Origin of the sequence: Kitasatospora sp. NPDC086009 (genome assembly GCF_044540385.1) — a bacterium.
Taxonomy (GTDB): domain Bacteria; phylum Actinomycetota; class Actinomycetes; order Streptomycetales; family Streptomycetaceae; genus Kitasatospora.
Genome location: NZ_JBITSA010000008.1, coordinates 211,043 through 225,919 on the forward strand (window position 1 = coordinate 211,043; position 14,877 = coordinate 225,919).

The following is a 14,877-nucleotide window of genomic DNA, read 5'->3' on the forward strand; positions in this document are numbered from 1 at the left end:
GGGCGGGACGGCCGCCCGGCCGTCAGTCCTTCGGCGCCGGGCCGGAACGGCTCAGGGTGAAGGTGAGGTTGGGCCGCTCGGCCTTCGGCGCGGAGATCCGCATCGTCGTGTAGTCGCCGCCGGTCAGACCGCCCAGGGTCACCGTCGCGGGGACGGCGGCCACGCCGCCGGCCGCGTTCTTCTCCCAGAGCCGGCCCGTGGCGGTGGGGCTCAGCCCGCCCCACGCCGTCCAGACCAGCCCGTCCAGCATCGACGCGCCCTTGTCGCAGGCCAGGGCCAGGGACTTCGGCGAGATGAGCGGCTGCCCGTCGCACCCGTAGACGGAGCCGGGTGCCTCGGACGGCTCCGGCGGCGCCCCGGGGGCCGAGGCGGACGGCACGGCGGCGGGCGGGGACGGGACCGCGGACGTGGCCGTCGGCGTGGGCGTGGGCGTGGGCGTGGGCGTGGCGGGCTCCGTGGGCCGGACCGGCGGCGCGGAGGCCGACGGCGCGGCGGCCGTCCCGCTGCTCGAACAGCCGGCGACCGCGAGCAGCAGCGCGAGCGCTCCGACGGCGAGGCCCGCCGTACCGCGCCGCCGCCCCGCGGCCGTTCGTCTGGCCTGACCTGCCATGGTCCCCCCCTTTGCCCGGTGCCGGTCGATCCGCACGTCCAGAAGTCCGCCCAGGCTACCGGTCCCTGAACCCCTGTCAGTACCCCGGGGGCGGAACGGCCGCCGCGGCCGTCGCGGGGCCCGGGCCGAAATTCGCTTGCCCCGGCCGCGGGTCGGCGTTCCAATGTGGCCGGGCGCCACGAGCCGTGGTGCCGGTACGCGAGGAGGCGGCGGCGACCATGGAGATCCGTTCCACGACCGACGAGGACCACGACGTCTTCGTCGACACCCTGCTCGCCCCGTTCGGGCTCTTCCGGGAGACCACGGCCGAGGACGGCGGCGGGGCCTGGTGGTCGGCGCTCGAAATGGACCGCGGCCTGCTCGCCGTGTCGGACGACGGGAGGCCCGTCGGCACCGCCGGTGCGTACTCCTTCGAGCTCACCCTGCCCGGCGGGGCCCTCGTCCCGGTCCCCGGGGTGACGGCCGTCGGCGTCCTGCCCTCCCACCGGCGCCGGGGCGTGCTGACCGCGCTGATGCGTCACCAGCTCGCCGGGTTCCGGGCCCGCGGGGAGTTCCTCGCCGTCCTGCTCGCCTCCGAGGCCACGATCTACGGCAGGTTCGGCTACGGACCGGCGACGTACACGGCGCGGCTGACGGTGCCGCACCACCGGGCCGCCCTGGCCGCCCCCCGGGCCCGCCGGGCCGACGCCGCCGCGACCGGCCCGGCCGCCCCGGACAGCGGCACGGTCGAGGTGCTGCGGCACGCCGACTGCGGCGAGCTCCTGGAGCAGGTCTACGACCGGTACCGCCACACCCAGCCCGGCGCGCTGTCCCGGCCGCACCGCTGGTGGGCCCTGCGCGCCGGACAGCCCCCGATCGCGCCGACACCGCGCTACATCGCCCTGCACCGGGACGCCGACGGCGTCCCGGACGGGTACGCCTGCTACGCCAAGGACAAGCCCGACAGCCTGACGGTCGACGAGGTCATCGCCGCCGACGACGCCGTCTTCACCGCCCTGGCCCGCTTCGTCCTCGAACACGACCTGGTGGACCGGGTCGTCTTCAAGCACGTCCCGCCCGACCACCCGCTGCGCTGGCGGCTCACCGACTTCCGCGCCGGCGAGGTGCACCAGGACACCGACTGGCTCTGGGTGCGGCTGCTGGACGTGCCGCGGGCGCTGACCGCGCGCGGCTGGTGCGCGGACGGCGAGCTCGTCCTCGACGTCGAGGACCCGTTCCTCGGCGAGCACGACCGCTATCTGCTGACCGTGCGGAACGGCAGGGCCGACTGCGTCCCGACGGACCGGGAGCCCGACCTGTCCCTGGACATCCGCGACCTGGGCTCGCTCTACCTCGGCGGCACCGCCCCGAGCACGCTCGTCCGGGCCGGCCACGTCCTCGCCCACCATCCGGGGGCGGCCGCCCGCGCCGACGCCCTCTTCCGGGGCGAGCGCTCCCCGCACTGCCTGCACTGGTTCTGACCGCGCGCCTGCCGGGGGGCCGTACCGCGAACGGCACGGCCCCCCGGCGGCCCCCGGCGGCCCTACCGGCGCCGCCGGGTCCGGCCAGTGGTCGGCGCACGGCCGTTGGTCGGCGCACGGCCGGTGGTCAGAGCATCGCCAGTGGTCAGAGCGCGGCCTCGTCGAGGCGCCGGCGCTGCTCGGCGGAGAGGGTCACCGCCAGGGCGCCCAGCGCCTCGTCCAGTTGGGCGATCCTGCTGACGCCGACCAGCGGCACGATCCGCGGGTCGTGGTCCAGCAGCCAGCTGAGCGCGACCTGGTTCTTGGTCACCCCCAGCTCCTCGGCCACCGCGCCGAGCGCCGCCAGCCGCCTGGGCGTGCCCGGGTGGTCGTAGGCGGCCGGGATCTCCACGTCCTCGCGGGTGTAGCCGCCGGAGAGGATCGGGCTGTAGACCCAGAGCCGGATGTCCCCCTCGGAGCGTACGTAGTCCAGCAGTTCACCGGTCACGTGGACATGGGCGGAGGAGGGCAGCGGGATGTCGAAGCGGGGCTGGAGGTAGGAGTAGCGGTACTGCATGTGGGTGTACCGGGCCCGGTCCCCCGCGAGCGCCCGGGCCCGCTCGACCCGCCAGACGGCGTGGTTGCTGGCCCCGACCTCGCCGGCCTTCCCGGCGGCCACCAGGTCGGCCAGGGTGTCGACCGTCTCGGCGAGCGGCACCGACCGGTCCTCGATGTGCGTCCAGTAGACCTCGACCCGGTCGGTGCCGAGCCGGCGCAGGCTGCCCTCCAGCGCCGTCCGGACGGCCTTGTCCGAGAGGCCCTCGGCGGTCTCCAGGCCGGTCCCCGGGACGGTCGGCCGGGCCCCGACCTTGGTGCTGATCACCACGCGGTCGCGGGCACCCCGGCTGGCCAGCCAGCGTCCGATCACCTCCTCGCTCTCGTCGCCGGTGGCGCCGTCCAGCCAGAACGCGTAGTTGTTCGCGGTGTCGAGCACGGTGCCGCCCGACTCCACGAAGTGGTCCAGGATCTCGAACGAAGTCCGCTCGTCGACGATCGTGCCGAAGCCCAAGGTGCCGAGGGCGATGGTGCGTTGTGGAATGGCCATAGGTCTTCCCCTCCCATGTGGTCTGGACCATTCAAGTCGCATCCCGCCCCGCACGCAACAGAGCGCCACCGGATCACCACCCGCCGTCGGCGCGACCGTGGCCCACCCGCGCGGCCGGACCGGCGGACGACCAGCTGCGCGGGCGACCGGCCTCAGGCGGTCAACGGCTTGGCCCAGCGGGTCCACTGCGGCTGCGGCCCGTAACCGGCCGTCCGCCAGGTGCGCTGCCCCTCGGCGTTGTCGTCGAGCACCATCGCGTCGGCCCGGCGGCCGCCGACGGCGGTGAAGCGGGCCTCCGCCGCCGCCAGCAGGGCCGCGCCGATCCCCCGGCGGCGGTACCGCGGGTCGACGGCGAGGCGGTAGAGGTGACAGCGCCACCCGTCCCAGCCGGCGATCACGGTGCCGACGAGGGTCGCCGGATCACCGGCCGGGGTGGCGACGATCAGGCACTCCGGGTCGCGTGCGAGCAGGGCCGCCACCCCGTCGGCGTCGTCCGTGATGCTCGTCCCCTTGGCGGCGCGCGCCCAGAGCGCGAGCAGGGCGGGGATCTCGTCGGGGGTGGCGGTGCGCAGCGCGATGTCGGCGGTCATGCCGGTCTGTCTACCAGGACCTCCGGCCGGGCCGCCGGGAATTCCGCACCGCGGGACCGGCCCCGGCCCCGCCTCAGCGGGCCGGTGCGGCGAGCTCCCAGACGGTGGTGGTCTTGAGCGCGGCGTCCTCCAGGTCCGCCACGACCGGCACCCGGTACGCGGCCAGCTCCGTGAAGTGCCCGCGCGGCAGGTACGCCCGCCCCGGGTCGCCGACGATCACCACCGCGCCGCGCGCCCGGGCCCGCTCCAGGAAGGGCAGGAACCGCGTGGCCATCGCCCGCTCGTAGAACACGTCCCCGGCCAGCACCACGTCGGCCGGAGCACCGTCCCCGTCCAGCAGGTCCTCCACCGCGGCCGCCACCCGGACGCCGTTGGCCTCCGCGTTGAGGCCGATGGCCGCCACCGCGTACGCGTCGATCTCGGCGGCGCGCACCGACTCCGCCCCGCGCATCGCCGCCGCGATCGCCACCAGCCCGGACCCGGCCGCCAGGTCCAGCACCGTCCGCCCGGCCACCACCTCGGGGTGGTCGAGCACATAGCGCGCCACCCCGACCCCGCCCGCCCAGGCGAACGCCCAGAACGGCGGCGCCAGCCCCACCTCGCCGCGCGCCGACTCGGTGGTCTCCCAGAGTTCGATGGCGTCGTCGGCCATCCGCAGGCTGATCTCGGGGACGAAGGGCACGGGCGCCGGGCTGGTCGCGTTCCGCACGAACTCCCGGTCGGACAGTGCCGTCGCAGCCGGGCGAGCGGCGTGCGTCTCGTTCAACATGCCCGCAGCATAGAGGCTTCCCGCCCGCCCGGAGCGCCACCGGAGCACGCTCCCCGACCGCCCGGCCGGCCCCCGGGAGCGGGCCCGCGCGAGCACCCCGGGACGCGAGGCAACCCCGGGTCACGCACCGCCACCCGGTGCGTACCATTTCGATACCGAAGCCGGGATGAGCTGCGGAGATGCTCGCCCGCCTGCCCCGGGCCCGGGTAGCATCCGGCACGTGCCCTCCGGGCCCGGCGCAGGCTGCCCAGCGCTGCCGCGCCGCGTTCCGGGTGGCGGACTCTCGCGGGACATTCGGTGGTCTCCGCGCACTCGGCACCGCGCGCCAGAGCTGTCGCGCGAACGGCGAAGGGCAGCATCTTGGCGGATCGGCTCACCGGAGGAGACTCCTCGCTGCTGCGGCGCATCAATGCGGCGGTCACGCTTCGGGCGCTGCGGGCCGGCCACTCGGTGACCCTCACTCAGCTGGTCGGGGACACCGGGCTGTCCCGGCCCACGGTGGAGGGCGTGATCGAGGGCCTGGTCGAGACCGGCCTGGTCGCCGAGGTGGACCAGCCCCAGAACGGCGGCCAGCCGGGCGGCGGGCGGCGCGGGCGACCGGCCCGCTGGTTCCGGTTCCGCGCCGAGGCCGGACACATCCTCGGCGTCGAGATCGGCGTGCACGACCTCCGGGTCGTGCTGGCCGACCTCACCGGCCAGGTGGTGGGCAGTCACTTCCGCCCGATCGAGGAGACCCTGGACGCGGAGGAGCGGCTGAGCGCCGTCCGCACCGCGGTCGCGGAGGTGCTGCGCAAGGCCGGCGTCTCCCGCGACAACCTGTGGGCGGTCGGCGTCGGCACCCCCGGCATCGTCGACCGCGACGGCACCATCCAGCTCGGCACCGCCATGCCCGGCTGGACCGGCCTGGACCTGGGCGCCCGGCTGCGCCGGTCCTTCCGCTGCCCGGTCATGATCGAGAACGATGCCAACCTGGCCGCCATCGCCGAGCACTGGCAGGGCGCGGCGGTCGGCGCGGACGACGTCGTCTTCGTGATGGCCGGTCTGAGCCCGGGCGCCGGCTCGCTCATCAACGGCCGGCTGCACCGCGGGTACGGCGGCGCGGCCGGCGAGATCGGCGCGCTGCACCTGCTCGGCCAGGAAGTCACCCCGGAGCGGCTGCTCTCCACCACCGGCAAGCCGCTCAATCCGCTGGACGAGGCGGCCGTCGCCCGGGTGCTGAGGCTCGCCCGCGAGGGCGACGAGGTGGCGAAGGTCGCCATGGACCGCTTCCTGACCCGCCTGGTGCAGAGCGTGGCCGCCCTGGTGCTGGCGATCGACCCCCAGCTGGTGGTCGTCGGCGGCTGGGCCGCCGGCCTCGACGGTGTGCTGGAGCCGCTGCGCGAGCGCCTCGCCCAGTTCACCCTGCGCGCGCCCGAGGTGGCGCTGGCGGCGCTCGGCTCGGAGGTCGTCGCGATGGGCGCCCTGCGGGTGGCGCTGGACCAGGTGGAGGAGCAGCTCTTCGCCGTCGACCCGCCGACCGGCGGCGCCGCCCGGGCCTGACACCCGGTCCGGGTGCGGAACCGGCGGCCCCGCACCCGGTGCCAGGGTCCGACCGGGGCCGGCGCCGCCGGGAACGACTCAGGCCCGGCTGCCTGCGGGGGCGTCCGGGCCTGGGCCTGAGGGTGTGCGACAGATGGTTCAGGAGGCGGTGCGCACCTCGGTGCCGGCGCTGACGGGGGTGACCTCCACCAGACCGGTCTCGCCGAAGGTGAGCTTGCAGGTGTCCGCGCGGTAGGTGGAGACGGCCAGCGCGACCAGCCGGCCGGCGGCCGCGTACTGGGTGGTCATCACCAGCACCGGCGAGCCCGGCGGACGCTCCAGCAGGGCGGCCTGCTCGGCCTCGGCGACGCCCAGCTCGACCGAGCGGGACTCGCCGTCGACCTCCAGGCGCTCCAGCTGGCGCAGCACCGAGCGGGCCCGGTCGCTCTCGGCGCGGAAGCCGGGCAGGTGCGGCAGGGCGGAGGCAGGTACGTGCAGCGACTCGGTGGCGACGTTCTTGCCCTGGACCATCCGGACCCGGCGCACCGTGTGCACGGTGGCGCCCTCGGCGATGCCGAGGCCCTGGGCGAGCTGCGCGGTGGCGGGGGCGGTGGTGCAGTCGACCGTGCGCCAGGCCTGGCTGCGGGCGGTGCCCGGCCAGCCCTCCTCGTGGCGGTTGACCGGAACGCCGACCCGGGGGGCGGCGATCAGGGTGCCGATGCCCCGGCGGCGGACCAGCCGGCCCTCCAGCTCCAGCTGGTCGAGCGCCTGGCGCAGGGTGGCCCGGGCCACGCCGAAGCGGGCCGAGAGCTCGCGCTCGTTGGGGAGGACCTGTCCGGTGGAGAACTCCGTGTCGATCGCGCGGAGCAGCACCGTGCGCAGGTGCCAGTACTTCGGTTCCGGTACCGCCGTGAGCTGCCCTGTCGTTCCCACCGTGGCCTCCACCCTGCTCTGTCCGCCCTGCCGAAAGGAGGGCGGACCCGGCCCGCTGTCCGCTGTTGCGGCAGGTGGGAGAGCGGGCTTTATCCGTCCTTCTTTATTAAAGGTCTTTGCAGTAAGTGACCCTAGGGGCTGTGTCGGGAGATGGTCAAGACCAATGACGGCGGTTGGTGCCGATGTCGCGCGGATTCATGCCGCGTTCACGACAGGCCGACAAACGGACGGCGCCCCACCGCGTCGGGCGCCGGGCCGGGCACGGGGCTCGGTAGGCTGCCCGGGTGATCGTGGTGACGAGTGTGAACGTGAACGGAATCCGGGCGGCGGCCAAGAAGGGCTTCATCGAGTGGCTGGCGGCCACCGAGGCGGACGTGATCTGCCTGCAGGAGGTGCGCTCCGAGCCCGGGCAGCTGCCCGTGGAACTGCGCGACCTGGAGGGGTGGCACGCGGTCTGGGCGCCGTCCTCCGCCAAGGGCCGCGCGGGAGTGGCCGTGCTGTCGCGGCAGCAGCCGGAGCGCACGGTGGTCGGATTCGAGTCGGCAGAATTCGACAATTCGGGCAGGTATGTAGAAATCGACCTGCCGGGGCTCACCCTGGCCAGTCTCTATCTCCCCTCCGGTGAAGTCGGCACCGAACGCCAGGAGGAAAAGGAACGCTTCATGGCGGAGTTCCTGGTGCACCTCGGCAAACTCCGCACCCGCGCCGCCGCCGAGGGCCGCGAGGTCGTGGTGTGCGGCGACTGGAACATCGCCCACCGCCCCGAGGACCTCAAGAACTGGAAGGCCAACCAGAAGTCGGCCGGATTCCTCCCCGAGGAGCGCGCCTGGCTCACCCGGGTCTACGAGGAGGCCGGCTACGTCGACGTCGTCCGCCGCCTCCACCCCGACCGCACCGGCCCCTACTCCTGGTGGTCCTACCGCGGCCGCGCCTTCGACAACGACTCGGGCTGGCGGATCGACCTCATCGTGACGACCCCGGGCCTGGCGGAGAAGTGCGTCGAGGCCCGCGTCGAACGAGCGGCCACCCACGCCGAGCGGTGGAGCGACCACGCACCCGTCACCGCGGCGTTCGACTTCGGCGACGACTGACCCGCGGAGACGGACGGCCGGCGGGTCCGCGTACCCGCCGGCCCGGCGCCGGCGCCGTGACCGCGCGGCCTCCTCAGCGGCCCGCCTCCGCGGCCGCCGGGCCGACCGGTCCGGCCCCGCTGTCGGCCGTGACGAGACGGGCGAGCTCGTCGCCGACCGGCGTGAGCTCGTAGTACACCGCGCGGCCGCTCCGCCGGGTGGTCACGACCCCGGCCTCGCGCAGCGCCGCCAGGTGGGCGGAGACCGTACCGAGCGAGACACCGAGCACAACCGCCAGTTGGGACGGGGTCGCCGACATCCGCAACTCGGCGACGACACTGGCCCGGCCCCGACCGAGCAGCCGGGCCACCCCGCCGTCTCCCCGCGAGTCCGCGGCCAGGGCGCCCTTGGCCGGGTACACGAACGCGATCCGCGAGGGCGACTCACAGGTCCACTGGCCGGACAGCCCGGTGTGCGGGACGAAGACGAGGCCGTCGCTCCCGATGTGGCGGTCGGCGTAGTTCTGCGTGGAGAACTGGATCGCGTCGTGACCGACCCACTGGACGCCGGGCGCCATGCCCTCCAGCGCGTGCCGCCACCCGCTGACCGCGATCACGCCCGCCCGGTGGCGGATGTCGCGTTCCATGACGGCCCGGCGCCGCTGCCAGTCCGGCTCCACGAACTGCGCCCAGAGGTCGGTGAAGACGTCGGCGGTGCGGCGGGTGATCCCGTCGACCTCGGCCCAGGCGATCCCGTCGCTGGTCCAGGCGAACCGCTGCGCCTCGGCGAGCATGGCGCGTGCCGCCGGGTCGTCGATCGCGCGCATGGCCGCCAGTTCGTCGGCCAGGCTGCCGGTGAGCCCCCCGGGCGGTGGAATGGCCACGAAGTCGGGCAGGTACTTGGTGGCCGTCACCAGCCGCAGCAGACCGCCGACGAACGGGCCCGCGGTCAGCCAGCGGCCGAACGCCTCGACGCGGGGGCCCGTGACCCTGCGGTCCCACGCCTGCCGCAGCAGGGTGATCTCGCTGAGCGTCTCGGCGAGCGGGGACACGGCGAACCGGCTCGCCTGCAACGCGTCCGGTCCGAAGCGCAAGAGGGTCACGGCGTGACAGCCTACGACGACCGCCGCGATCAAGGGAATCACCCGGCCCCGGGCCGCCTACCCGACGCGCCGCCCGCCGTACCGGCCGTCCTTGGCGATCCTGTTGTGGGCGAAGGTGTCCTCGCCGCTCACCAGCACGGCCGCCCACTTCTCCAGGGAGATGGCACCGCCGTACTCCTCGATGTGATCCGTGTCCGGGTAGATCCGCACCTTCGTCGGAACGTACCGGCAGGCGAACCCCATCCGGTAGCTGTCCTCGGTGCTGTTCGGCAGCGAGGCGTGCATCAGCGTCGACCAGAAGATGACGCTCTGGCCCTTCTTCATCACCAGGGGGACGGCGTCCTCCTCGCTCGGCCGCCAGTCGGGATCGACCTGGAGCTGGCGGTAGTCGTACCCGAAGAACCCCCGCCTGACGCCGTTCTTGACCTCGGTGTTGATGCGCTGCGCGTCGTACTCCATGCGCCGCGTCTCGTCGTAGTTCCGCTCGTGCTGGGTGCCGGGAATGATCTGCAGGCAGCCGTTCTCACGGGTCGAGTCCGTGAAGGCGGTCCACACCGTGAGCGTGCCCGCCCCGAACTCGGTCTCGGACTCTCCGGGCCACAGCAGTTGGGGCTTGCCGCTGGCGTTCGCGAAGGTGTCCGCCTGGTGCCAGTCGGTGCCCTCGTCGCCGGGGTACTTGGGGAAGAACTCGGTGCGCCAGCAGAGCACGTCCGGGCCGAGGATGGACGCCACCCGGTCCACGATCTTCCGGTTCAGCACGTGCCGGGCCAGCACGTCGATGTCGAGGTGGCGGTCGTAGTTGACGATGTTCCCGGCCCCGCTGCCCGCGGCCTCGGGGTACGCGGCCCGCGACCGGTCCAGCGACTCGCGCTGGACCGTCCTCCAGATCCGGTCCATCTCGTCCTCGCCGTAGACGGTCACCGGTCCGAGGAAGCCGCTCCGGTGGAACGACGCCAACTCGTCGGGTGTGAGCGAGAAATCCGTGCGTTCGGAGCTGCTCATGTCCTTCCCCTCCATCGTCTCTACCGCTTCTCCGCCGGCTGCATCTTCGTCACGGCCACGTCGAGCGGCTCGGTGTAGGTCGTCCGGATGTCGAGGGCCACGCCGTAAGTCGCGCCGAGGAACCTGTTCAGCTTCGAGAACAACAGCGAGTAGCCGCCGACGTCGAGGAAGTTGTCCGAAGCCGAGATGGTCCCGTCGTTGAGTTCGCCGCGCAGCCAGTCGACGAGCGCCTCCGCGACGTCCGCGGGGTCCGCCGCGCCGGCCTTGCCGTTGTCCGCTGGGGTTTCCATGGACGCTCCGTCCTGTCGCTGCACTCCGTCACCTGCCGGGGATCGAGTTCACCTGCTGGGAATCGACATCACCTGCTGGAGACCGACTCGGTCCTGACGCGGCTCAGGGTCGGAAGCACCTCACGGAACCGCAGGACGATGCCCTGGCAGTAGTTCGCGTTGTGCTCCAGACTGCGGCGCGCCATGTAGGGCACCTTCTGCCGGCCCCGGTGGTCGATCCGCACCGTCGTCCCGCCGGTGCCCTCGTCGTTCCCCACCGCCGGTGTCCCGCCGTCCTCGAACACCGCGACCAGCTCGGTAAGGTCCTGCGGCAAGCGCACCTGCACCGCGTAGTCGTCCACGGCCTCCGGCTCGACCTCCCGGAATCCGACGGAAGGCAGCCGGAACGGCTCCCGGTAGACGTAGGGCCGGACCAGCAGATCCATCTCGAATGCCGTGCGCGCCACCGGATCGGCCCACCACTCCTGGCCGCTCACGAAATCGAAGAGCAACCGGTCGAACTCGTCGCGGTGCGAACTCAGGATCATGTGGGCGGTGATACCGGTGTTCATGAGGTCATAGTTCGCGAGGTTCTCGATCGACCGGGAGATGAAGTCGCATATCTCGCCGTCGCCCTTCTTGAGGTATTCGGCGAACGAGGCGAAGAGGTCCCCGAAGGACACCACGCCCTGCCGGTCGAGGTACCTGGCGACCAGCAGCAGGCCCCGCATGTTGTACAGGCAGTGAATCGCGTAGTAGAGCCAGAACCCGTCCTCGCACTCACGACGGGAAACCCATTTGGTGGCGACCACCACGTCCGCCTCGGCGATCTCGCTGGGCGCGGACTCCACCTGGAGCCCGAACTCCTCCTGCCGGCCGAACATGGGGGTGTTGTTGAGGAGCAGCTGCGGATAGATGATGAGGGTGTCCGCATCGGACCGGCACAGTTTCGTGACGCCCTCCTTGAACGAGGCGTACGATTCCCCCGGGAGCGGCCAGATCAGCTCGACGTACGAGCTGATTCCCTTCTCGCGCAGCGTCCGCTGCAGACTGGTGTACGTCTCCTGCCGGATGTTCTGGCGCTCGACCATCTTGAGGGCTTCGGGGCTCAGGCTCTGCAGGGAGATCGGCTGGGCGGCCATCAGCCCGCCGCGCACGAAGATCTCCGTGATCTCGGCCATGCGGTCCGGCTTGTTCTTGGCCGCCGCCATGTTCACCATCAACGGGAATCCGGTCAGGTTCTTGCGTTCCACCAGGTACTCGCTCAGTTCGACGTCCCGCGGGGCGAGGCCCCAGTTGGCGTCGGCGATGAAGAGCCCGGCGAACCCGTGATCGGTGATCCAGTCGAGCTCGGCCTTGATGCGGTCCACCTCGAACTTGTGCACCTTGTCGTTGGTGGCGGCCCCCCAGTAGCAGAAGCTGCAACGGAACGGGCACCCCCGGTTCGTCTCCATGATCGCGAAGCTGAATTCGTGCCCGTCGAAGACGCCGGTGAGGAACGGTGACGGGATCTCGGTCAGGCTCTTGACGCGCGGAGCCGCCTCCGTCGTCACCAGCTCGCCCGCCTCCCAGTACGACAGGCCCGGGACGAGGCTCAGGTCGGCCCGGTCGGCCGCCAGTTGGGTGAGCAGCCCGTGGACCGTCAGCTCTCCCTCGCCGTTGCAGACGTAGACCCGGTCGACGGGTTCGGGCAGGTAACGCAGGGCGTTCTTCATCACCTGGGGACCGCCGAGCAGGAAGTGCGCGTCGGGGCGCTTCGAGACCAGTTCACGCAGCAGCCACTGCACCAGCTTCGAGTTCCAGATGTAGCACCCGATGGCGTAGACGTCCGCTTCCCGGGAGAGGAGTTCGCCCAGGATGCGCCCACGGTCCATGGCGGCCGGGAACGAGGCGATCTCGAAGCGGTAGGAAGCCCTGAGCTTCGGGTCGTTCTGCGCGTACGCCTGCATGTATCCGGCGGCAAGCGGAAGCATGTTCTCGTAGGTCGGCAGGTCGACAAACACGACCGACTTCATCGTAGGACCTTTCGCTCGGCGTACCTCGGGGTCGTTCCCTGTCTCCGCGCGGGCGCCCAGGCCGTGGGGCCGAAGGCCCGCCTGCCGCCCGGTCCGGGTCAGTCGCGCTCGGCGTGCGACGCCGCGGGGACGTCCGCCGCCCGCTGGTCGACCCAGTGGGCGAGTTCGGAGAGCACCGGGCGCTCGATGAGGTCCCGAAGATTGATCTCGATGAGCCAGGTCCGCCGAATGTGGCCGACGGCCTTGGCCATCAGCAGGGAGTCACCGCCGATGGCGAAGAAGTCGTCCTCGCGACCCACTTCGGATATTCCCAGTACGGTACGCCAGATCTCTGCCAGCCTGGCTTCGGTCGGATTCAAGGTGTCCCTTTTCGCCGGAAGTCTCGCTGTCCACGGGCGGTCCGAGGGAACGCCTTGCCGTGACCCTGTGTGGCACCAGGGGAAACCGCCCTGAGCGGTGCGACCTGCCGGAGTGCGGCGGATATGTCCATACCGGACATGAGCCGTGAACCCCCGCAACGCGCGCGTTCTCCTGAGCGGCAGTCGGCCGTGCGACAGCTGGAAACGCACCAATATGTTGCTCCGGTGATCAGAGTCCCCGGTCTTCACTTCGGTGTCAAGAGACGCCCACGGAGCAGAAATTGCCAGTTCTGTACTGGCGTACAAGTCCGGCAGCCGCCGAGATCGGTCCGGATTCGCCGCAATTCGGTGGTCCGCCGGGATCCGGGGCGGCGGCGGCAGTTCCGCTCACGATTCGTCGCGGACGTGGTTTCGTGGCTGGTGACAGGCCTTTCCGGTGGAGCGCCGGCGCCGCCGCCGACCGGTCCGGAGCAGAACGCGTCCGCGCTCGCGGACGGGCGCCGGCCGGACGACGGCGCATCGGGGGTCATGAGTTCCGGACAGGTCGGCGCCATGGGCCGGGCCGGTCCGGCCGCGCCGCCGGCGCGGCCTTCCCGTCGTCGGCTTCCCCCACCGCGGGGACGCCGGGCGGTTGTTGCGACTGTTGTCGCAAGGATTCACCCGGCCCCCCACCGGGCTCGATATTGTCCGCGTGACAGATACCGTGACATCAGTTCCAACCCCGACGAAACGCCTCCTGAAGGGCCGGTTCGGCTGGTTCTTCGTGGGCCGGACCGTCGACCTGGCCGGCTCGTCCATGACCACCGTCGCGCTCGCCCTCTCCGTGCTCCAGGCATCCGGCAGGGCGGCGGATCTTGGCATCGTCCTGGCCGCCAACATGATCCCCACTCTCGTGCTCCTGCTCCTGGGCGGCGCGGTCGCCGACCGGGTGAGCCGGCGGACCGTGCTCCTCCTGTCCAACCTCTGCACCGCGGCCGTGATGACCACGATGGCCGTCCTGCTGATCACGGATCGCTACCACCTCGTCGCGTTCGTCGGCCTCGCCCTCGTCGGCGGCGTCGTGAACGCGTTCTCGCAGCCCGCGCTCCGCGGCATCGTGCCCGAACTCGTCGAGCGGCAGGACCTCCAGCGCGCCAACGCGCTCCTGGCCAGCAGCCAGAACACCGTGCGCATCATCGGTCCCATGATCGCCAGCGTCCTGGTGGCCACGGTCGGCGGCGGGTGGGCCCTCGCGGCCGACGCGGCCTCCTACCTCCTGGCCGCCGCGGCCTTCACGCGCATCCCGGCAGAGAGCCGGCCGCCCGCGGCGCGCGAGCCGCTCTGGCACGACCTCCTCGACGGCTGGGCCACCTTCCGGTCGATGCGCTGGGTGGTGATCATGACCATCTCGTTCGCCCTGGTCAACGCCGCCAACGTCGGGCCGTGGAACGTGCTGGGGGCGCAGGTGGTGTCGGGGAACGACGGCGCCATGGGCTGGGGCACCGTGCAGACCGTACGCGCGATCGGGCTCCTGGTGATGAGCGTCGTGGCCGTCAAGGTGGTCCTGCGCCGGCCGCTGCGTGACGGCGCGGTCTGGGGGACCCTGGCGGGCCTACCGCTGCTGGCGGTCGGTCTGACCGGGAACGCGTGGATCGTGTCGGCGGCCGCATTCGTCGGGGGGCTCGGCCTCACCGTGGCGTCCATCGGCTGGGAGACGACGCTCCAGGCCGCCGTCCCCGCGGAGTCGTTGTCGCGGGTCGCGGCCTACGACGAGCTGCTGTCCTTCGTGGCGATCCCGCTCTCGCAGCTCGCCGTGGGGCCGCTCGCCGCGGCGTACGGGGCGCGCGAGGTCGTACTCGCCTGCGGAGTCGCCTACATCGCCCTGTGCCTGCTGCCGCTGCTGAGTCGGGAAGTCCGCGCCATGCGGGCGGAGGGAGCGCCGGCGGCGCCGGCCTCGTAGCGCCCCGGCCCCACGGGGGCGAGCGCCCCGGACCCACGGGGACGAGCGGCCCGATCACCCGTCAACCGCCCTCCTGCGCGTGGACATCGACCCGCAGGAGGGCGCCCGGGCGGTCCGGGGAGGATCCGGCCCCCGGACACCGCCTCGACCGACTCCT

14 protein-coding genes are annotated in these 14,877 nt (G+C 72.5%); 4 read left to right on the forward strand and 10 right to left on the reverse strand.

What is annotated here, in order from left to right:
• Nucleotides 1-22 precede the first annotated feature (22 nt).
• Nucleotides 23-610, reverse strand: coding sequence for a hypothetical protein (locus ACIF6L_RS21330; protein WP_396486527.1), 588 nt, complete (start codon nucleotides 608-610; stop codon nucleotides 23-25).
• Between the two features lie 218 nt (nucleotides 611-828).
• Here ACIF6L_RS21330 and ACIF6L_RS21335 point away from each other — a divergent pair, with 218 nt between their 5' ends.
• Nucleotides 829-2,070, forward strand: a complete 1,242-nt coding sequence (locus ACIF6L_RS21335) for a GNAT family N-acetyltransferase (protein WP_396486528.1) — start codon at nucleotides 829-831, stop codon at nucleotides 2,068-2,070.
• Between the two features lie 145 nt (nucleotides 2,071-2,215).
• Here ACIF6L_RS21335 and ACIF6L_RS21340 read toward each other — a convergent pair whose 3' ends face one another.
• From ACIF6L_RS21340 to ACIF6L_RS21350, 3 genes are all read right to left on the reverse strand, one after another.
• Nucleotides 2,216-3,154 carry an aldo/keto reductase gene (locus ACIF6L_RS21340; protein WP_329486244.1) on the reverse strand — a complete coding sequence of 313 codons (939 nt, stop codon included), beginning with the start codon at nucleotides 3,152-3,154 and terminating at the stop codon, nucleotides 2,216-2,218.
• Between the two features lie 152 nt (nucleotides 3,155-3,306).
• Nucleotides 3,307-3,744, reverse strand: a complete 438-nt coding sequence (locus ACIF6L_RS21345; RefSeq protein ID WP_396486529.1) for a GNAT family N-acetyltransferase — start codon at nucleotides 3,742-3,744, stop codon at nucleotides 3,307-3,309.
• 73 nt (nucleotides 3,745-3,817) lie between these two features.
• Nucleotides 3,818-4,513, reverse strand: a complete 696-nt coding sequence (locus tag ACIF6L_RS21350) for a class I SAM-dependent methyltransferase (RefSeq protein WP_396486530.1) — start codon at nucleotides 4,511-4,513, stop codon at nucleotides 3,818-3,820.
• 360 nt (nucleotides 4,514-4,873) lie between these two features.
• Here ACIF6L_RS21350 and ACIF6L_RS21355 point away from each other — a divergent pair, with 360 nt between their 5' ends.
• The gene (locus ACIF6L_RS21355) at nucleotides 4,874-6,052 is read left to right on the forward strand and encodes an ROK family protein (protein WP_329486247.1); all 1,179 of its coding nucleotides are present in this window, start codon (nucleotides 4,874-4,876) and stop codon (nucleotides 6,050-6,052) included.
• 138 nt (nucleotides 6,053-6,190) lie between these two features.
• Here the strand turns inward: ACIF6L_RS21355 and ACIF6L_RS21360 are convergent, their stop codons facing one another.
• On the reverse strand, nucleotides 6,191-6,964 hold the full coding sequence (locus ACIF6L_RS21360) for a GntR family transcriptional regulator (protein ID WP_329486249.1): 774 nt from the start codon (nucleotides 6,962-6,964) through the stop codon (nucleotides 6,191-6,193).
• A 284-nt stretch (nucleotides 6,965-7,248) separates the two neighbouring features.
• Here ACIF6L_RS21360 and ACIF6L_RS21365 point away from each other — a divergent pair, with 284 nt between their 5' ends.
• Nucleotides 7,249-8,055 (forward strand): exodeoxyribonuclease III, encoded by an 807-nt coding sequence (locus ACIF6L_RS21365; RefSeq protein ID WP_359804014.1) that lies wholly within the window; start codon nucleotides 7,249-7,251, stop codon nucleotides 8,053-8,055.
• A gap of 73 nt (nucleotides 8,056-8,128) precedes the next feature.
• Here ACIF6L_RS21365 and ACIF6L_RS21370 read toward each other — a convergent pair whose 3' ends face one another.
• From ACIF6L_RS21370 to ACIF6L_RS21390, 5 genes are all read right to left on the reverse strand, one after another.
• Nucleotides 8,129-9,136, reverse strand: a complete 1,008-nt coding sequence (locus ACIF6L_RS21370; protein WP_359804013.1) for a helix-turn-helix domain-containing protein — start codon at nucleotides 9,134-9,136, stop codon at nucleotides 8,129-8,131.
• 57 nt (nucleotides 9,137-9,193) lie between these two features.
• Nucleotides 9,194-10,138 (reverse strand): chlorinating enzyme, encoded by a 945-nt coding sequence (locus ACIF6L_RS21375; protein ID WP_329486254.1) that lies wholly within the window; start codon nucleotides 10,136-10,138, stop codon nucleotides 9,194-9,196.
• Nucleotides 10,139-10,158: 20 nt separating this feature from the next.
• Nucleotides 10,159-10,428 (reverse strand): hypothetical protein, encoded by a 270-nt coding sequence (locus ACIF6L_RS21380; protein WP_396486531.1) that lies wholly within the window; start codon nucleotides 10,426-10,428, stop codon nucleotides 10,159-10,161.
• 68 nt (nucleotides 10,429-10,496) lie between these two features.
• A complete protein-coding gene (locus ACIF6L_RS21385) occupies nucleotides 10,497-12,422 on the reverse strand; it encodes a B12-binding domain-containing radical SAM protein (protein ID WP_396486532.1) in 1,926 nt (641 codons plus the stop codon).
• Between the two features lie 98 nt (nucleotides 12,423-12,520).
• Nucleotides 12,521-13,030, reverse strand: coding sequence for a phosphopantetheine-binding protein (locus ACIF6L_RS21390; RefSeq protein WP_396486747.1), 510 nt, complete (start codon nucleotides 13,028-13,030; stop codon nucleotides 12,521-12,523).
• Between the two features lie 454 nt (nucleotides 13,031-13,484).
• Here ACIF6L_RS21390 and ACIF6L_RS21395 point away from each other — a divergent pair, with 454 nt between their 5' ends.
• On the forward strand, nucleotides 13,485-14,720 hold the full coding sequence (locus ACIF6L_RS21395) for an MFS transporter (protein ID WP_396486533.1): 1,236 nt from the start codon (nucleotides 13,485-13,487) through the stop codon (nucleotides 14,718-14,720).
• Nucleotides 14,721-14,877: the final 157 nt, after the last annotated feature.

Excerpts from the sequence above, each read along its gene's own strand:
- ACIF6L_RS21330 (WP_396486527.1), bottom strand. The coding sequence starts at position 610 with ATGGCAGGTCAGGCCAGACGAACGGCCGCGGGGCGGCGGCGCGGTACG.
- ACIF6L_RS21335 (WP_396486528.1), top strand. The coding sequence starts at position 829 with ATGGAGATCCGTTCCACGACCGACGAGGACCACGACGTCTTCGTCGAC.
- ACIF6L_RS21340 (WP_329486244.1), bottom strand. The coding sequence starts at position 3,154 with ATGGCCATTCCACAACGCACCATCGCCCTCGGCACCTTGGGCTTCGGC.
- ACIF6L_RS21345 (WP_396486529.1), bottom strand. The coding sequence starts at position 3,744 with ATGACCGCCGACATCGCGCTGCGCACCGCCACCCCCGACGAGATCCCC.
- ACIF6L_RS21350 (WP_396486530.1), bottom strand. The coding sequence starts at position 4,513 with ATGTTGAACGAGACGCACGCCGCTCGCCCGGCTGCGACGGCACTGTCC.
- ACIF6L_RS21375 (WP_329486254.1), bottom strand. The coding sequence starts at position 10,138 with ATGAGCAGCTCCGAACGCACGGATTTCTCGCTCACACCCGACGAGTTG.
- ACIF6L_RS21380 (WP_396486531.1), bottom strand. The coding sequence starts at position 10,428 with ATGGAAACCCCAGCGGACAACGGCAAGGCCGGCGCGGCGGACCCCGCG.
- ACIF6L_RS21385 (WP_396486532.1), bottom strand. The coding sequence starts at position 12,422 with ATGAAGTCGGTCGTGTTTGTCGACCTGCCGACCTACGAGAACATGCTT.